The following is a 16,569-nucleotide window of genomic DNA, read 5'->3' on the forward strand; positions in this document are numbered from 1 at the left end:
CCGCCCTTCCGTGATTTGATGCACCACTATCTATGGTCGAATTTGTTCACCGCACAATTTCTATTTATTTTCGAAATCCATTGCATGGAGCCGCATCATGAAGCTGATAGTATCGGCGGGCCGGTGGAGTTGCCGCTGCGGAAATGGCCACGGGAGGTTTGCCTGCAGGGTGCCGCCCTCTCCGGACGTCATGGCGACGCTGTACATGGAGTACAAGCGGTCTGCCGAATACAAGACGATGTCCTTCGCGGAATATCTTGCCAAGATCAAATTCGTTGACCCGTCTGTCGACCTGGTTGGAATGGACGACGAAGCCCAGTTCGTGCCGTCACCGGGTGGTCCGCTGAAGCTTGATATTCCCAAGCACCAGGTCCAGGGCGAGGTGAAGGTCAAGGCGTTGCTGGTCGATTTCGAGGATCGCCCGGGAACTTTGGAGAAATCGCATTACGAAGATCTGCTATTCTCCAAGGGAACATACCCCACGGGCAGCATGCGCGACTTCTACAAGGAAGCGAGCCACGGCAAGGTCGACGTCACGGGCTCCGTTCACGGCTGGCTGCGTATGCCGCAACCATACTCCTACTACACCAACGGTGAATCGGGGATGCAGGAGGGCAGCTATCCCCGCAACGCGCAGCGCTTGGCCGAAGACGCGGTCAAGGTCGCGCTCGCCACTGGCGTGAAATTCGATTCATCGCTCGACAAGTTCAACCGCGGTATCATTACCGCGCTTTTTATCATTCATTCGGGTCGCGGCGCCGAGGAGATGCAGAGCGTCGCGCTCCAGGGCAAGCACATCTGGTCGCACAAATGGAATCTCAAGAATCCGATCGAGGTGGCGCAGGATTTATCCGCCACGATCTATTTGACGGTCCCCAACGATTGCAAGGTCGGGGTCTGCGCGCACGAGCTTGGGCACCTCGCCTTCGAATGGCAGGACTTCTACGATCCGAACTACAATGACGACGGAACCTATTGGGACGGGACCGGCATGTGGGATCTGATGGCGAGCGGATCCTATAACGGCAATGGGGCGCGTCCGGCGCATCCAGCGCCCCTGCATAAGTTGCAGCACGGATGGGTCAAGGCGTCGACCATTACTGCTTCGGCGAAGCTGACGATGAAGCCCTACACGGCGACAAGCGGAGAGATCGTCAAGGTCAAGAGCCCGAAGTTTCGGGACGAGCAATATCTGCTGCTCGAAAACAGGAAGAAGGTCGGCTTCGATTTTGACCTCCCCGGCGAAGGTCTGCTGGTCTGGAAGGTCGACGAGCGCAAGAAGATGAACAACAAGGATAAAGCCGGCCTTGTGCTCGTGCAGGCAGACGGCAGCAACGACCTCAACAATCCGAATGATGGAAATCAGGGTGATGCCGGCGATCCCTTTCCCGGTTCGGAGAACCACTTCGAGCTTTCCGACCTGGGCCTCGCCTCCACGTCTTTTCCCGGAACGCAATCCGGGATCAGTCTCAAGAACATCAAGTTGAACGATGACGGCGTGATCACGCTCGACATCAGCTTTGCCGGCGCTTCCAGCACGAAGAAGAAGCGTGTGAAGAAGACAAAGAAGTCAAAGAAGGCGAAGAAGTCAAAGAGCAAGCAGCCGAAGAAGTCCGGGGGAGTGAAGCCGGCAAGCGTGAGGGCAACCGCAAAGAAGGCGCGCGCCGGGAAAGCACGACGCGCACCAAAGCGGTAGGAGGGCGAGCCTCGGGGATGACGGAGATCGAGAAAGAGATGGACGGCGCCTAAGCCAGCTCCGCCGTGGCCCGCTGCATGTTGGCCGACATGTCGGCCGTCACGATGCTCTGTTCCTCGACCGCGGCGGCGGTGGAGGCGATGAATTCGTTGACGCCGGCGATCGCGACCTTGATTGCGGTCAGCGAGCTTGCAACGTCGCCGGAGATGGTGTTCAGCGCGTCGATTTCGGAGGTGATGGTGTCGGTCGCCTGCTTGGCCTGGTTGGCGAGGCTCTTTACCTCGGAGGCGACCACGGCGAAGCCGCGGCCGGCTTCGCCCGCGCGCGCCGATTCGATCGTGGCGTTGAGCGCGAGCAGGTTGATCTGGCCGGTGATGCCCGAGATCATCTCGACGATGCCGCTCATCGCCTGCGCCGCCGCGTTCAGCCGCTGCGCCTGGCCGTCGGCGGCCTCGACGCGGGTGGTCGCGACCTTCGAATTCTCGCGCGACTTCGCCATGGTCGCGGAGATCTCGCGAATCGAGGCGCTCATCTCTTCGCTGCCGGCCGCGACCGCTTCGATCAGACCGCGCGCGTTGTCGGCCTTCTTGCGGCCGATCGCCTGCGCGGTGATGTCGGTGGCATATTTCACCACCTTGTAGGGTTTTCCGTTGAGGTCGAGGATCGGGTTGTAGGACGCCTGGATCCAGATTTCGCGGCCGCCCTTGGCGATCCGCTTGTATTCGGCGGCCTGGTATTCACCGCGGTTGAGCGTCTCCCAGAACTGGCGGTAGGCCGCCGAATTCTTCTCGTTCGGCTCGACGAACATGGAGTGGTGCTGTCCCGTGATCTCCGCCAGCGAATATCCCATCGCCTTCAAGAAGTTCTCGTTGGCGGTGCGGATGGTGCCGTCCATATTGAACTCGATCACCGCCTGCGATTTCTGGATCGCGGCGAGCTGTCCGTCATTGTCGGCCGCCTTCATCTTCTGCGCGGTGACGTCGGTTGCGAACTTCACCACCTTGAACGGCTTGCCGGTCTCGTCGAGGATCGGGTTGTAGGTCGCGAGAATCCAGATTTCGCGTCCGCCCTTGCCGATTCGCTTGTATTCGGCGGCTTCGAACTGGCCGCGATTCAGCCGCGCCCAGAAGTCGGCATAGGCCGCGCTCGCACGATCTTCGGGCGTCACGAACATGCTGTGGTGCTTGCCCTGGATCTCGTCCAGCGCGTAGCCCACCGCGCCCAGGAAATTTTCGTTGGCGGTGACGATGGTGCCGTCCATGTTGAATTCAATCACGGCCTGAGCCCGGCTGATCGCGGCGATCTTGCCCGCATCCTCCATGGTCTTGACCTTGTATGCCGTGATGTCGGTGGCGAACTTGATGAAGCTGACCACCTTGCCGTTCTCGTCGCGCAGCGGCGCGTAGGAGGCGTGGACCCAGACTTCCTTGCCGTCCTTGCCGAAGCGCTTGTATTGCGTGGTCTGGAACTCGCCGCGGTTCAGGCTGGCCCAGAAGTCGCGGTAACGGGCGCTCTCGCGTTCAGTCGGGCTGACGAAGATGCTGTGATGCTTGCCCTTGATCTCCGAGAGCGCATATCCGCTCATCTTGAGGAGATTTTCGTTGGCATCGAGAATGGTGCCGTCGAGGCCGAATTCGATCACGGCCTGGGACCGGTCGAGCGCCTCGACCTCCGCGACCGCGTGCCTGACTTTCTTGCTCTGAAAATTGAACACGTAAGCTCCGCCTATTGCTGAGGGGCGAATCAGCCGAATTGTCATATCGTTTCGCTCAAGCCAAAAAGTTGCATGGTCTTCTTGAGCAACGGTAAATCCCTGCACGGGGTTGCACTCGTTCCGCCATTTCGACTCCGCGCGCCATGTTGCTCAAATTGCGTGCATTCTCGATCTATATGCACGGCGGAGTTCATAGAATGGGCCGTATTTGTACGGGCCGCCGCGTGCATTATTTTTCGCGTGGTTGCAACCGCGCCCGGTGTCGGCGGGGCCGTGCGTCAGTCGTCTTCAAGACGATGCTGACCACGGGACGTTCCATGACTGACCGCGAACACCTGATTCGAGACCTCTTCGCCGCCTATCTCGGCAACGACCGGCAACGGGTCGCCGACGCATTGGCCGATGATTTTCGCTTCACCAGCCCGTTCGACGACGACCTCGACAAGGCGGCCTATTTCGAGCGTTGCTGGAAGGACACCGGCTGGATCGCACGGCACGACATCGAGCGGATTTTCGTCCAAGGCGACGAGGCCTTCGTCACCTACCTCTGCCTGGCGACAGACGGCAGGAGCTTTCGCAACACCGAGTTCTTCACCTTCGCCGGCGGCAAGGTTCGCCGCATCGAGGTCTATTTCGGCGCTGCCCGGCAGGATGGGCGTTTCCTGCCGCAGCCGCGCTGACGCCAGCCAAGAATTTCCAGAATAATTTTCGTCACCTGTCGGTTCCGTCAGGGTTCCTTCGTCTTGGAGGTGAGGGCGGGCGGCCCGGCCGTCGCTCCCCGTCCTTCCGGAGTGGCGCCTCGCCGCGCAACCCGAACGACAGAAGCACGCAAGGAATGCTCATGCGATTCATGATGCTGATGATCCCGCTCGGCTACGATACCGCGCCGCCCGACGTTCAGCTCGATCCCGAGCGGGTCGCGGCGATGATGCGCTACAACGAAGCGCTGAAGGACGCCGGCGTGCTGATCACGCTCGATGGACTGCATCCGCCGTCGATGGGCGCGCGCGTCTCATTTGCGGCCGGCGAGGCTGTCGTGATCGATGGTCCCTTCGCCGAGGCCAAGGAAGTGCTCGGCGGGTACTGGATGATCGAGGTTGCCTCGCGCGCCGAGGCGATCGCCTGGGCCCGGCGATGTCCGGCCGCACCGAACGAAATCATCGAGATCCGTCAGGTGCAAGAGATCAGCGACTTTCCGCCTGACGTGCAGGAGGCCGCCGCCGGTTTCGGCGACCTAAAGATATAGCCGCAGCTTCGTCTATCCATCACCAAGGGAGAGAACCGATGAGCACCGACACCTATCTCGCCGTTTTCCTCGGCAGCAAGACCAGCTCCAAATGGGCCGCATGGAATGCGATGCCCGAGGCCGAGCGCAAGGCGAAGGAGCAGGAGGGCATGGCGGGTTGGAAAGGCTGGGTCGAAAAGCACCAGGGCGCGATTCAGGCCATGGGCGGCCCGCTCGGCAAGACCAAGAAGGTCGACGGCAAGGGCATCGCCGACATCACCAACGAGATGGGCGCATTCACCGTCGTGCGCGCAGCGTCCCATGAGGCCGCGGCGAAGATGTTCGAGAACCACCCGCACTTCACGATCTTCCCCGGCGAACGCGTCGAGATCATGCCGGTGCTGCCGATCCCCGGCGGCTAGCAGTTCGGCCGGCGCGCCGGACCGGGAAGAATACGGGCGATCGAACCCGTCGCGGCTAGTGACCTTCATGCCCGGCTCATGTAAAGGTCGTTCACATGAGCTGGCGCAAGGAGACGCGCCGCGCCGAGCGCGGCTATCATCACGGCAATCTGAAGGAAGCCCTGTTGCAGGCCGCCCTAGGGCTGATTGCCGAGAAGGGCGCGGCCGGCTTCACCTTTGCCGATGCCGCGCGGATGGCCGGCGTCAGTGCGGCGGCACCGTACCGGCATTTTCGCGACCGTGAAGAACTGCTGTCCTCGATCGCCCAGCGCGGCTTCGAGCAGTTCGAATCGCGCCTGACCGCGGCCTGGGACGACGGACGGCCTGACACCGTCACGGCGTTCGAGCGTGTCGGCAGGGCCTATCTCGCCTTCGCCCGCGAGGAGCCCGCGTTCTACAACGCGATGTTCGAATCGGGCGTGCCGGTGGATTCCAATCCGGCGCTCCAGGCTGCCAGCGAGCGTGCTTTCAACATCATTCGTGCCGCGGCGGAGCGGCTTGCCGCGCTGGCGCCGCCGGGCACGCCGCGGCCGCCGGCGATGATGATGGCACTGCACATCTGGTCGATGGCGCATGGCGTGGCCTCGCTGTTCTCCCGCGGCGACGCCGCGCGTCGAAAGCTGCCGATGTCGCCGGACGAGCTGCTCGAAGCTGAGGTGCTGATCTATCTGCGCGGTCTCGGCTTCCCCACCGATCGCCGTCCCCCGGCGAAAAGCGCCGAGCCGCCGCCCGTGCCCCCGGAGGCATCCTCCGGTTCTGGCGTGCCGCCCGGTGGTCCCTGGGGCAAGCCGAAATAAAGTTACCCAAATAATTCCCCCGCCCTGTCAGGCGGTCGGCTTGACAAAATCGCGGGATGATCTACCTATGTAAATGTTATTTACATTCACAACGGCGCTGATGCCGTCATGGAGAGGGAAATGGCCTACACCGCTGATGTCAATCGATGGCGCGGCCCTTCGGACCAACACTACGAGCGCCCCCATATGCTCAATACGCCCTGGCATCCCGGCTGGATCGCCGTGACCATCCTCGGTTTCATCTTCTGGTGGCCGATCGGACTTGCCCTTCTCTTTTTCACACTCGGGAGCAGAAGAATGTCGTGCTGGAGCAACCAGGATCGCTGGCAGAACAAGATGGAGCGGATGCAGTACAAGATGGACCGTATGCGCGGCCGCATGGAGCGCAGCGGTTTCGGCTTTGGCTTCGGCCCGCCCTCGAGCGGCAACCGCGCCTTTGACGAGTACCGCACCGAGACACTGCAGCGGCTCGAGGAGGAGCAGGTCGAGTTCAAGAACTTCCTCGACCGTCTGCGTCACGCCAAGGACAAGGAAGAGTTCGACCAGTTCATGGCGCAACACAAGACGCGCCCGACCCCGCCGCCGACCGACCAGCAGCAAGGTTGAGGTTGATCTCGGGATTGACGCCTCTCAAAGCCGTCAGGCGCATGCCCCCAAAGTCCTGATGGCCCCGAGCCGCCCGCCTGCGCAACCCGCAGGCGGGCGGTTTGGTTTCGGGAATGCGCGGCAGGCTGCCGCGACCGTCTGGATTGGATTGGTTGGTCAGCGCGCCGTGGCGAGCTGCGCGCGAACCGACTCCAGGAAGTGTTCGTAGGCGTAGTCCACGATCTCGTTGAGTGATCGCGTTCGCGCGAACATCGCCTTGGCCTCGGCGAGAAACTCGTCGCGGGTCGGAATCTTCGGCAAATGCAGATGCGTCAGCGCATCGACGCCTTCGTGCGCGCGACCCAGGATGTCGTGCAGCGTCGGCAGTTGCAACTGGGCCAAATCGGCTCGGCGGAGCGCCGACGAGATCGCGTGCGCCAGGGTCTGCGCATCGAAGCGTCCGGCAAGCTCGCGCGCCGCCCGGTTGATGACGCGTGCGCCGAGCGGCTGCTCGTTGCGCAGCACCTGCTCGGGCGGCGACTTCATGTTCCAGACGATTCCGAACCAGGACAGCATCTTCAGGATGTAATAGGTGACGTCGATTTCCCACCAGCGAAAACCTTGCCGCACGCTGCTCTGGTAGGCGTGGTGATTGTTGTGCCAGCCCTCACCGAGGGTGAACAAGGCCAGCAGCCAATTGTTGCGGGAATCATCGCCGGTCACGTACCGCTTGCGTCCGTGCACATGGGCGAGGGAGTTGATGCAGAAGGTCGCGTGATAGACCAGCACGGTGCTCCACAGGAAGCCGACGACGAGACCGGACCATCCGGCAACCAGGAAGCAGAGCGCAGCCAGCGTCACGGCCGGCAGAAGTTCCAGCCGATGCAGCCACATCAGCTCGGGATAGGCGGCGAAATCGCCGACTTTCACGAGATCGGTCCCATCGTGTTCCCGGTAGAAAATCCAGCCGAGATGACTGTAGAGGAAGCCTCGATGACGCGGCGAATGCACGTCGTCTTCGGTATCGGAATGCAGATGATGATGTCGATGCTTGGCCGCCCACCACAAAACGCTTTTCTGGGCGGTGCTTTGCGCGAGGCAGGCCAGGATGAACTGAAACACCCGGCCGGTCGCAAAGGCCCGATGGGAGAAATAGCGGTGGTAGCCTGCTCCGATTGCGAACATGCGCACGACATACAGTGAGGCGCAGATCGCGATGGCCTGCCAGGTAACGCCGGTCCAGATGGCCGCAATGCAGCCGAGATGGACCAGCAGGAACGGCAGTGCGGAGGGATACATGATGTCGTCGTGTTGGTCGTCGGCGGAGGCGTTGGGCGACATGTATTGGCGTGACCTTGGATGACGGGGATCCGGGCTTCGCTTCGGCAGCACTGAGGGCCGCTGTGTGCGACAAACCCGGGGATGGCGGACCACTGCGGGGCCTTGAACGAGATACTGCCTGAACAACCCGGGCCAGCGCGGCAGCACGAACCTGAGACCATAGCTTCGGCCGGGAACTCGACTGCCTCCATATATATGATCCGGGCCGCCTGGCATGCAAGCTCGTAGCCTCACGGGGCGCGTGGCGCGCGGGCCGCCGACGGTCTATATTCGACAGTGAAAAGGAAGCGTCAAAACACCGCAGGCGGCAACGATGACGGCAGCTGCGATCATGCCGAGCGAGAGCCTCTGGCAGACGATCCGCGACGAGGCGCAGCGCGCAGCGGCAGCCGACCCCATGTTCGGCAAGGCTCTTGTCGGTCTCATCCTCGCCCATGACGATTTTACCGCCGCACTGTCCGACCTGATCGGGCGCCGGCTTGGCGACGGCGCAGCCGAACGCGAGCGCTTCGCGACATTTTCCCGCGACGCCTTTGGTAGCCAGCCGGACCTGATCGAGACGGCCGGCCGCGACTTGCAAGCCATCGTGCTCCGCGATCCCGCCATCGCCGGAGTGCTGGCGCCGCTGCTGCATTTCAAGGGCTATGTCGCCTTGCAGGCCTGGCGTGTCTCGAACTGGCTCTGGCATCATGACCATCGCGACGCCGCGCTGCTGTTTCAGAACGAGGCGTCGAACGTCCTGCAGGTCAGCATTCATCCGGCGGCGAGCCTGGGATCGTCGGTGTATCTCGACCACGCCACCGGCATCGTGATCGGTGCCAATGTGGTGATCGGCGACGCGGCCACCATCCTTCAGAACGTCAGCATCGGTCGCGGCACGGAACTGCCGGCCCGCTCGCCTCGCATTGGTCGCGGCGTTTTCATCGGCTCCGGCGCGACCATTCTCGGCAACGTCCAGATCGGCGATTTTGCAAAGATCGGCGCCGACACCGTCGTGACGAGCGACGTGCCCCGGGGTTGCACCGCCATCGGTAATCCGGCGCGGCTGATCAATTGCCCCGAACCCGCCTCCGCGGCCTGACGCCCCTCGAAAAGGCGGGCGGCGTGGCGAACGCGGCGGGCAGCCGGTTCCGCGCGCTCAGTCTCCGCCGGCGGGGTCGGACCGCCGCGCCACCCATCCCCCTGCGCTGCCTACCTTTCCCGCACTCAAATTCGTCTGCGGTAACCTAGCATTAACCATCGCCGGGCTCTGGTAATTGCGGACAATCGCGCCCAAAGCCTGAAGTCTGAGCCTTGGGGTCGGGCCCATAGTTTTGACATCTTGGCAGGGAATGCAGGCGGCCGGCTTTGGACGAGCCCTGCACCCCAGAAAGACAAGGCTTTGAGCGGGCTTGCCGGCCGCGCCGGTTCTAGCGCGGCTATTGGGGAACCGGCGGCCATTTGCTGGCCGGGACATTAGGTCGGGACATCAGGTAACGATCGCCTTGAGAGGATACTGCTTATGAATCCGGCCGACGTGGCTCAGTCAGCCCTTCCGGTTGCCGCTTCCGCGGACGTGTCGCTGATCGCGCTGTTCTGGCAGGCTCACTGGATCGTGAAAGCGGTGATGCTGGGGCTTCTCGCCTGCTCGGTCTGGGTCTGGGCGATCGCCATCGACAAAATCTTCCTGTTTGCCCGCACCCGCCGCTCGATGGACCGTTTCGAGCAGGCCTTCTGGTCCGGCGAGTCGATCGAAGACCTCTATCGCACGCTCTCGGCCAAGCCGACGCATTCCATGGCGGCCTGCTTCGTCGCGGCGATGCGCGAATGGAAGCGTTCGTTCGAGAGCCAGGCCCGCTCGGTCGCAGGCCTTCAGATGCGCATCGACAAGGTCATGAATGTCTCGATCGCCCGCGAGGTCGAGCGGCTGGAACGCCGGCTGCTGGTGCTCGCCACCGTCGGCTCCGCAGGCCCCTTCGTCGGCCTGTTCGGCACCGTTTGGGGCATCATGTCGAGCTTCCAGTCGATCGCGGCGTCGAAAAATACCTCCCTGGCGGTGGTGGCCCCCGGTATCGCGGAGGCGCTGTTTGCGACCGCCGTCGGCCTTATCGCCGCCATTCCTGCCACTATTTTCTACAATAAGTTCACCTCCGAGGTGAACCGGCAGGCCCAGCGGCTCGAAGGCTTCGCCGATGAATTTTCAGCCATCCTGTCGCGCCAGATCGACGAGCGGGGCTGACGGACGGCATGTATAGTGTGAAGGGCAATTTGGGCACCAGACCATGGGCATGAACGTTGCGAGTTCGTCCGGAGGCGGTGGGCGCCGTGGCCGGCGCAAGCCGGTCGTGGCCGAGATCAACGTCACGCCGATGGTGGACGTGATGCTGGTGCTGCTCATCATCTTCATGGTGTCGGCGCCGATGCTGACGGTCGGCGTGCCGCTCGACCTGCCGCAGACCCAGGCCAAGAGCCTCGAAAACAACGACCAGAAGCCGATCCAGATGTCAGTGGACATCAAGGGCAAGGTGTTCATCAACGACGCCGAGATCGCGATCAACGAACTGATCCCGAAGCTGAAGGCGATCACGGACGCGCGCGGAGGGCTTGAGGAACGCATCTATCTGCGTGCCGACAAGAAGGCCGATTACGGGACGGTGGCCAAGGTGATGGGCCAGTTGTCCGGCGCAGGATTCAAGAAGCTGGCGCTCGTCACGGAAGCGGATCAGGGGTAGCCCGTGAAGGTGAAGGTCGACAAGACACTCGTTGCGTCGATTGCCCTCCACGTCCTCGTGCTGGGATGGGGGCTCGTCACCTTTAGCAGCAGGGCCTTCGTGCCGGCGGAAGAGTCGCTGCCGATCGACATCATCTCCACCGACCAGCTCGCGCAGATGATGTCGGGGCAGAAGACCGGCGACAAGAAAGAGCCGAAGCCGAAGGTCGAGAAGATCGCGGAAGCCAAGCCCGAGGAAGATGCCGTCGGCAAGGTCACCGAGAAGAAAGAGCTGATCAAGACCAACTCGACGCCTGAGCCGCCGCCGAAGCCGGTGGAGAAGCCGGTCGAGAAGAAGCCCGAGCCGCCGAAGCCCGTGGCTGAGGCGAAGCCCAAAGAAGAACCTAAGCAAGAGCCGAAGCCTCCGGAAAAGAAGCCTGATCCGGCCAAGGAAGATCCGATCGCCGAGCTCCAGAAGAAGCTGGAGACCAAGAAGCCGCCGCCCAAGCCGCCTGAGCAAAAGGTCGCGGCGGTGCAGCCGCCGCAGCAGCCGAAGCCCAAGGAGCGCAGCTTCGATCCCGCGCAGATCCAGCGTGATCTCGACAAGCGCGCCGCGACCCGGCACGAACTCGCCGGCTCGACGCTGAATGCGTCGGCCTCGCTGGGATCGACGACCGGAACGGCCGCCAACAACATTGCGACCTGGCGGGGGGCGTTCCAGGGGGCGGTGAAGCGCTGCTTCACGCCGACCTATAACGGGCAGGATGCAGATCAATACGAAGCCGACATCGACATTCCCATGAAGATCGACGGATCGCTCGCATCCGAGCCGATCGTCGTCGCGGTGAGGGGACCGTCGCGGTCGATCGCACAGGCGGTGGCGGAGAGTGCCAGACGCGCCATCGTGCAGTGTGCGGCCTATTCCTTCATGCCGAAGCAGCAATATGAGAGCTGGAAGCTCATTCCGATGACTTTCGGCCTGAAAGACATGTTGTGACATCCGAACAAAAGAATTTTGCGATGAATGACGTTCGATCGATGAACCGCCGCCGCTTCATGACCCTGACCGGATCGACGCTCGCGATGCTGGGGAGCGGACAGGCATTCGCCCAGCAGCCGCAGGGACGGCTCCGCATCGATCCCACCGAGTTTCGGCCGATTCCGATCGCGATCACCAATTTCGTGCCGGGCTCGCCGGCCGACGGCGAGGTCGGAAACGGCGTCACCCAGGTCATTACCAACAATCTGAAGCGCTCGGGCCTGTTCGCGCCCGTCGACCAGGCCGCCTTCATCGAGCGCATCAGCAACATCGACGTCGCGCCGCAATTCGAGAACTGGAAAACCCTCAACGCGCAGGCCCTCGTCACCGGCCGCATGACGCGGCAGCCGGACGGCCGCCTCAAGGCCGAATTCCGCTTGTGGGACGTGGTCACCGGCCAGCAGCTCGCCGGCCAACAATATTTCACCTCGCCGGAATATTGGCGCCGGATCGCCCACATCATCTCCGACCAAATCTATGAGAAGCTGACCGGCGAGAAGGGCTATTTCGACAGCCGCGTAGTGTTCGTGGACGAGACCGGGCCGAAGGAGCGCCGCGTCAAGCGGCTCGCGATGATGGACCAGGACGGCGCCAATGTGCGCTATCTGACCCGCGGCTCCGACCTCGTGCTGACGCCGCGCTTCTCGCCGAACTCGCAAGAGATCACCTACATGGAATTCGGCCAGGGCGATCCGAAGGTCTACCTGTTCAACATCGAGACCGGCCAGCGCGAGATCGTCGGCAACTTCCCGGGCATGACCTTTGCGCCGAGGTTCTCGCCGGACGGCCAGCGCGTCATCATGAGCCTGCAGCAGGGCGGCAATTCCAACCTGTTCGTGATGGATCTGCGCTCGCGCTCGACCACGCGCCTCACCGACACGCCCGCGATTGACACCTCTCCTTCCTACTCCCCGGACGGCACCCGCATCTGCTTCGAGTCCGATCGCGGCGGCAGATCGCAGATCTATGTCATGGCAGCGGGCGGCGGAGCGGCGCAGCGCATCTCCTTCTCGAAGGACGACAACAACGCCACCTATTCGACCCCGGTGTGGTCGCCGCGCGGCGATTACATCGCCTTCACCAGGCAAGGTGGCGGACAGTTCTCGATCGGCGTCATGAAGCCGGATGGCTCCGGCGAACGGCTTCTCACCTCCGGCTACCACAACGAAGGTCCGACCTTCTCGCCGAACGGCCGCGTGCTGATGTTCTTCCGCGATCCCGGCGGCAGCGGCGGGCCATCGCTGTTCTCCGTCGACATCTCGGGACGCAACGAGCTGAAGGTGCCGACGCCGGGCTTCGCCTCCGACCCGGCATGGTCGCCGCTCTTGTCCTCGACATCGGGCTAGCCCCCCGTCCTCGGTGCGCGATGATTTGACCGTGCGCCTTTTTCGAAAACTTGGCGCGATGTTTCCCCGCAATAATTGTTCTTTAAGGTTGCACTCGGCAAACTTTTCCCATGGGTTTGTTTCTATTGATGTATTTCGATTATTGGTCGCTCAAAACAACTCGACTTTAACGATGTTCCCTCAGAAAGACTTCATACCGGATCGGTAAAACTGCGCTCCAGACAGGACGCGCGTAAACACCAGATGCAGTTTGCAAGTCAGAGCGGAGAGCCGGAACAGCGGCCGCCGAAAACTTCGGCGGCGCAAATCGATTCGCTGTTCGAAGCGCCGGGTCCGTTGCTGGCCGGACTCATTTTCGTGTCGATCGGTGCGGCCCTCACCGCGCTGAGGACCGGCGAGCCGCTGATCTGGGCGTGTGTCGCGCTTCTTGTCCTGGCCGGGACCGCGCGGGCGATCGACCTGCGCCTCTATCAGGCACGTCAGGCGGTCATGACCGTCGGGGCGGCCGCACGCTGGCAGAAGCGCTATCAGATCGGGGCAAAGATCCAGGCGGCTGCGATCGGCATCTGGTGCGCCACTGCCCTGTTGGCCACGGACGACGCCGTAGCCCACATGATCGCCTTGTCGGTCACCACCGGAATCGCGGCGGGCGGCGCGGGCAGGGCATACGGCCGGCCTGCGATCTTCCACCTCCAGGCCGTGCTGATTTTCGGCCCGGCCGTGCTTGCCTTGGCGCTGCGTGGAACGCCCTACTATATCGCGATGGCGCTGGTCAGCGCCGCGTTCCTGATGGCAATCATGCAGCTCTCGGTGAATCTGCACCGAATCTTCATGGGAGCGGTCGTGGCGCGGGAGCGTGAAGCCGCGCTCGCCGGCCAGTTCGACACGGCGCTGAACAACATGCCGCACGGCCTCTGCATGTTCCGCGTCGACGGACAGCTGGCGGTCATGAACCACCGCTTCGGCGCAATGATGAATCTGCCGGAAGGCCTTGCGCAGCGCGGCATCAACGCCCGTGACATCGTCGCGGCGTGCGTGAGTGCCGGATCCATCTCAGCTGGGAGCGGCGAGCGGATCGTCGCGGACATCGAGAGTTCGCAAGCCACGGAGATCATCACCGCCGATCCCGATACGCAGCGAAACCGGTCGTTGTCCTGGACTGTCCAGCCGATGGCTGACGGTGGCGCGGTCGTGCTGCTCGAGGACATTACCGACCGTCGCAGCGCCGAAGCCAAAATTACGCATCTGGCGCGCTACGACGACCTCACAGCGCTCCCCAACCGCGTTCATTTCCGCGATGAGATCGAAAGGCTGCTGGCGATCTCGCACGACGCCGAGCGCCTGTCCGCGCTGCTGTTCGTCGACCTCGACCAGTTCAAGCAGGTGAACGATACGCTCGGCCATCCCTGCGGCGACCAGCTCCTGTGCGCGGTCGCCAACCGCCTGCGCGAGATGCTGCGCCCTGAGGATTTCGTCGCCCGCTTCGGCGGCGACGAATTCGTCGTGTTCCAGCAGAACATCAGTTCGGCCGAGGACGCCGCAAGTCTCGCCCGCCGCATCGTCGAGCGGCTGAGCGAGCGCTACCGCATCGATAATCATCTGGTCGAGATCGGCGCCAGCGTCGGCATCGCGTTGACCGCGCCGGAGGGCGTCAGCGCGGACACGCTGCTCAAGAACGCCGACATGGCGCTGTACCGGGCCAAGGCCGACGGTCGCGGCACCTTCTGCTTCTTCCGCGACGAGATGGCGGCCACCGTCGAGGCGCGCCGCATCCTCGAGCTCGATCTGCGCAAGGCGCTCGCCAACGAGGAGTTCGAGCTGTTTTACCAGCCGCTGGTCAATCTGAAGTCCGGCAAGATCACGACGTGCGAGGCGCTGCTGCGCTGGAATCATCCGGTGCGGGGCACGGTTTCGCCGGTCGACATCATCCCGGTCGCCGAGGACATGGGGCTGATCGTCGATCTCGGCCGCTGGATTCTGCGCCGCGCCTGCATGGAATGCATGAAATGGCCGGAGGGCGTCAGCGTCGCCGTGAACTTCTCGCCGCAGCAATTCCACCAGCGCGACGTCTTGAGCGAAATCCGCTATGCGCTCGAGGTTTCGGGGCTGCCGGCGCATCGGCTGGAGATCGAGATCACGGAATCCTCGCTGTTGCGCAACACCCAGCTCACGCACGACATCCTGTCGCAATTGCATGCGATCGGCGTGCGCATTTCGCTGGATGATTTCGGCACCGGCTATTCGAGCCTCAGCTACCTGCACAATTTCCCGATGCAGAAGGTGAAGATCGACCGCTCCTTCCTCGAAGGCATCGATGCCGATCGGCCGCTGACGCTGCTGCGCGGCGTGGCGCGGCTGTCGGCCGATCTCGGCATGGCGGTCGTGGTCGAGGGCATCGAGACCAATGATCAGCTCGAGCTGATCAGCGCCGACGGCACCGTGACCGAAGGGCAGGGCTATCTGTTCAGCCGGCCGGTGCCGGCAGTCCGGATTCGCCAGTTGCTCAATGCCTCGCATGGCCGTCGCGGGGCTGAGGACCAGCTCGTCATAGTGTCCTCGCGATCGATCGCCTGATCTTTCACCGCCCGCTTCTTCAACGCCTTTGGCTCTTGTTCGCCCGTGTTTTTGCGGGCCGCAAAGGTTAACCCTAACGTTTCTAAGCCTTTGCAATTCCGTTAATGAACCATTAATCTTGCTGCACTCGCAGAAGTTGCTTGGAGTGTAGGGATACTGGATGACGTCTGGAGCCGAACCGCAAACGGTGCTCCTTCCGCGGGGAGCCGCTCTGTTTGACCGCATCGATTACCGCCTCATCGAAACTCCTGAGGACCGAGACAACCTCTATCTGATGCGGTACCGGGCCTACCTGCACGCTGGGCTGATCGAGCCGTCCGAGTCGCGGCGCGTGACCGATCGCTTCGACGATGCGCCAAACACCTGGAATTTCGGGGTCTATGTCGATGGAGAGCTCTGCAGCTCCGTTCGCATTCACGTCCTGACGTCGGACTGGCGGATGTCCTACACCACCGAAGTGTTTGGCGACGTCCTGCATCCCCGCCTCGACCGCGGCGAAGTTCTCATCGATCCATGCCGGTTTGTTGCCGATCCCGAAAAGCACCAGCGTTTTCCGGAGCTGCCCTATCTGACGGTGCGGCTTGCTTTTGTGGCTTGCGATCATTTCAACGCCGACACCGGGCTGGCCATGATCCGGACCGACCATCAGGCGTTTTATCGCCGCATCTTCCTGCACGAGACCATTTCGCCGGAGCCCCGCGGGTTTCCGGGCTGGCCTACCAAGAAGGCCGTGCTGATGGCGTCCGATTTCCGGAACCAGCGGGAAAAGGTCCTGACGCGCTTTCCGATCATGCGCTCCAGCGCTTTTGAGCGGCGCATGTTGTTTCAACGCAGCGGCCCGCGCCAGGCGGCCCCGCGGCCGGTGTCGCTAGCCACCCAGCGGACCCCGGACGTAGCCGCCTCGGCAACGGGTTCTGCCCGCTAGGCCCCAGGGTCTGGCCTCAGGATCTGGTCCCAGGGTCTCCACGCCACGAGCCTAAAATTCCAGCAAAGGCCGCGGTTTTTGCCGGTCGGCGGCGCTTGCCTTCACCATCGCGCCACATTTACAACCCATTAACCATGACGTTTGCTTTTCGCTGGTTGGGGGCATTTGACCGGCTGT

The 16,569-nt window shown here is 62.7% G+C and carries 15 protein-coding genes; 13 read left to right on the forward strand and 2 right to left on the reverse strand.

The features are described from left to right. Positions 1-190: 190 nt before the first annotated feature. Positions 191-1,696 (forward strand): M6 family metalloprotease domain-containing protein, encoded by a 1,506-nt coding sequence (locus C7G41_RS07600; RefSeq protein WP_158267995.1) that lies wholly within the window; start codon positions 191-193, stop codon positions 1,694-1,696. Between the two features lie 49 nt (positions 1,697-1,745). Here C7G41_RS07600 and C7G41_RS07605 read toward each other — a convergent pair whose 3' ends face one another. Next, positions 1,746-3,410 carry a PAS domain-containing methyl-accepting chemotaxis protein gene (locus C7G41_RS07605; RefSeq protein WP_106941960.1) on the reverse strand — a complete coding sequence of 555 codons (1,665 nt, stop codon included), beginning with the start codon at positions 3,408-3,410 and terminating at the stop codon, positions 1,746-1,748. A gap of 317 nt (positions 3,411-3,727) precedes the next feature. Between C7G41_RS07605 and C7G41_RS07610 the strand changes: the two genes are divergently transcribed. The 5 genes from C7G41_RS07610 to C7G41_RS07630 all read left to right on the forward strand — a co-directional run bounded on the left by C7G41_RS07610 (position 3,728) and on the right by C7G41_RS07630 (position 6,499). Further along, on the forward strand, positions 3,728-4,090 hold the full coding sequence (locus C7G41_RS07610; protein ID WP_106941961.1) for a nuclear transport factor 2 family protein: 363 nt from the start codon (positions 3,728-3,730) through the stop codon (positions 4,088-4,090). A 161-nt stretch (positions 4,091-4,251) separates the two neighbouring features. Beyond that, on the forward strand, positions 4,252-4,656 hold the full coding sequence (locus C7G41_RS07615; protein ID WP_106942193.1) for a YciI family protein: 405 nt from the start codon (positions 4,252-4,254) through the stop codon (positions 4,654-4,656). Between the two features lie 38 nt (positions 4,657-4,694). Then, positions 4,695-5,057, forward strand: a complete 363-nt coding sequence (locus tag C7G41_RS07620) for a hypothetical protein (RefSeq protein ID WP_106941962.1) — start codon at positions 4,695-4,697, stop codon at positions 5,055-5,057. Between the two features lie 95 nt (positions 5,058-5,152). Then, positions 5,153-5,893: a TetR/AcrR family transcriptional regulator gene (locus C7G41_RS07625; protein WP_063994768.1), complete on the forward strand. Its 741-nt coding sequence runs from the start codon at positions 5,153-5,155 to the stop codon at positions 5,891-5,893. A gap of 120 nt (positions 5,894-6,013) precedes the next feature. Further along, on the forward strand, positions 6,014-6,499 hold the full coding sequence (locus C7G41_RS07630; protein ID WP_106941963.1) for a DUF2852 domain-containing protein: 486 nt from the start codon (positions 6,014-6,016) through the stop codon (positions 6,497-6,499). Positions 6,500-6,655: 156 nt separating this feature from the next. Here C7G41_RS07630 and C7G41_RS07635 read toward each other — a convergent pair whose 3' ends face one another. Then, the gene (locus tag C7G41_RS07635) at positions 6,656-7,819 is read right to left on the reverse strand and encodes an acyl-CoA desaturase (protein ID WP_106941964.1); all 1,164 of its coding nucleotides are present in this window, start codon (positions 7,817-7,819) and stop codon (positions 6,656-6,658) included. Positions 7,820-8,132: 313 nt separating this feature from the next. Here C7G41_RS07635 and C7G41_RS07640 point away from each other — a divergent pair, with 313 nt between their 5' ends. The 7 genes from C7G41_RS07640 to C7G41_RS07670 all read left to right on the forward strand — a co-directional run bounded on the left by C7G41_RS07640 (position 8,133) and on the right by C7G41_RS07670 (position 16,392). After that, a complete protein-coding gene (locus tag C7G41_RS07640) occupies positions 8,133-8,900 on the forward strand; it encodes a serine acetyltransferase (RefSeq protein ID WP_106941965.1) in 768 nt (255 codons plus the stop codon). A gap of 420 nt (positions 8,901-9,320) precedes the next feature. Next, complete coding sequence (tolQ, locus tag C7G41_RS07645; protein ID WP_007596319.1) at positions 9,321-10,037, forward strand: protein TolQ; 717 nt, start codon at positions 9,321-9,323, stop codon at positions 10,035-10,037. 43 nt (positions 10,038-10,080) lie between these two features. Continuing rightward, on the forward strand, positions 10,081-10,530 hold the full coding sequence (gene tolR, locus C7G41_RS07650; RefSeq protein WP_018453789.1) for a protein TolR: 450 nt from the start codon (positions 10,081-10,083) through the stop codon (positions 10,528-10,530). Between the two features lie 3 nt (positions 10,531-10,533). Further along, on the forward strand, positions 10,534-11,505 hold the full coding sequence (locus C7G41_RS07655; protein WP_106941966.1) for a protein TolA: 972 nt from the start codon (positions 10,534-10,536) through the stop codon (positions 11,503-11,505). Positions 11,506-11,546: 41 nt separating this feature from the next. Then, the gene (gene tolB, locus C7G41_RS07660; protein WP_106942194.1) at positions 11,547-12,893 is read left to right on the forward strand and encodes a Tol-Pal system beta propeller repeat protein TolB; all 1,347 of its coding nucleotides are present in this window, start codon (positions 11,547-11,549) and stop codon (positions 12,891-12,893) included. Between the two features lie 243 nt (positions 12,894-13,136). Next, positions 13,137-15,467 carry a bifunctional diguanylate cyclase/phosphodiesterase gene (locus tag C7G41_RS07665; protein WP_106941967.1) on the forward strand — a complete coding sequence of 777 codons (2,331 nt, stop codon included), beginning with the start codon at positions 13,137-13,139 and terminating at the stop codon, positions 15,465-15,467. A gap of 160 nt (positions 15,468-15,627) precedes the next feature. Further along, positions 15,628-16,392: a hypothetical protein gene (locus tag C7G41_RS07670; protein ID WP_007596306.1), complete on the forward strand. Its 765-nt coding sequence runs from the start codon at positions 15,628-15,630 to the stop codon at positions 16,390-16,392. Positions 16,393-16,569: the final 177 nt, after the last annotated feature.

The organism is Bradyrhizobium sp. MOS002 (genome assembly GCF_003020115.1).
GTDB lineage: Bacteria > Pseudomonadota > Alphaproteobacteria > Rhizobiales > Xanthobacteraceae > Bradyrhizobium.

What these genes read in the sequence shown, in the direction of transcription:
- tolQ (WP_007596319.1), top strand. Translation starts at nt 9,321, where the DNA reads ATGAATCCGGCCGACGTGGCTCAGTCAGCCCTTCCGGTTGCCGCTTCC.
- C7G41_RS07630 (WP_106941963.1), top strand. Translation starts at nt 6,014, where the DNA reads ATGGCCTACACCGCTGATGTCAATCGATGGCGCGGCCCTTCGGACCAA.
- C7G41_RS07640 (WP_106941965.1), top strand. Translation starts at nt 8,133, where the DNA reads ATGACGGCAGCTGCGATCATGCCGAGCGAGAGCCTCTGGCAGACGATC.
- C7G41_RS07600 (WP_158267995.1), top strand. Translation starts at nt 191, where the DNA reads ATGGCGACGCTGTACATGGAGTACAAGCGGTCTGCCGAATACAAGACG.
- tolR (WP_018453789.1), top strand. Translation starts at nt 10,081, where the DNA reads ATGGGCATGAACGTTGCGAGTTCGTCCGGAGGCGGTGGGCGCCGTGGC.
- tolB (WP_106942194.1), top strand. Translation starts at nt 11,547, where the DNA reads ATGAACCGCCGCCGCTTCATGACCCTGACCGGATCGACGCTCGCGATG.
- C7G41_RS07670 (WP_007596306.1), top strand. Translation starts at nt 15,628, where the DNA reads ATGACGTCTGGAGCCGAACCGCAAACGGTGCTCCTTCCGCGGGGAGCC.
- C7G41_RS07635 (WP_106941964.1), bottom strand. Translation starts at nt 7,819, where the DNA reads ATGTCGCCCAACGCCTCCGCCGACGACCAACACGACGACATCATGTAT.
- C7G41_RS07620 (WP_106941962.1), top strand. Translation starts at nt 4,695, where the DNA reads ATGAGCACCGACACCTATCTCGCCGTTTTCCTCGGCAGCAAGACCAGC.
- C7G41_RS07615 (WP_106942193.1), top strand. Translation starts at nt 4,252, where the DNA reads ATGCGATTCATGATGCTGATGATCCCGCTCGGCTACGATACCGCGCCG.
- C7G41_RS07665 (WP_106941967.1), top strand. Translation starts at nt 13,137, where the DNA reads ATGCAGTTTGCAAGTCAGAGCGGAGAGCCGGAACAGCGGCCGCCGAAA.
- C7G41_RS07610 (WP_106941961.1), top strand. Translation starts at nt 3,728, where the DNA reads ATGACTGACCGCGAACACCTGATTCGAGACCTCTTCGCCGCCTATCTC.
- C7G41_RS07625 (WP_063994768.1), top strand. Translation starts at nt 5,153, where the DNA reads ATGAGCTGGCGCAAGGAGACGCGCCGCGCCGAGCGCGGCTATCATCAC.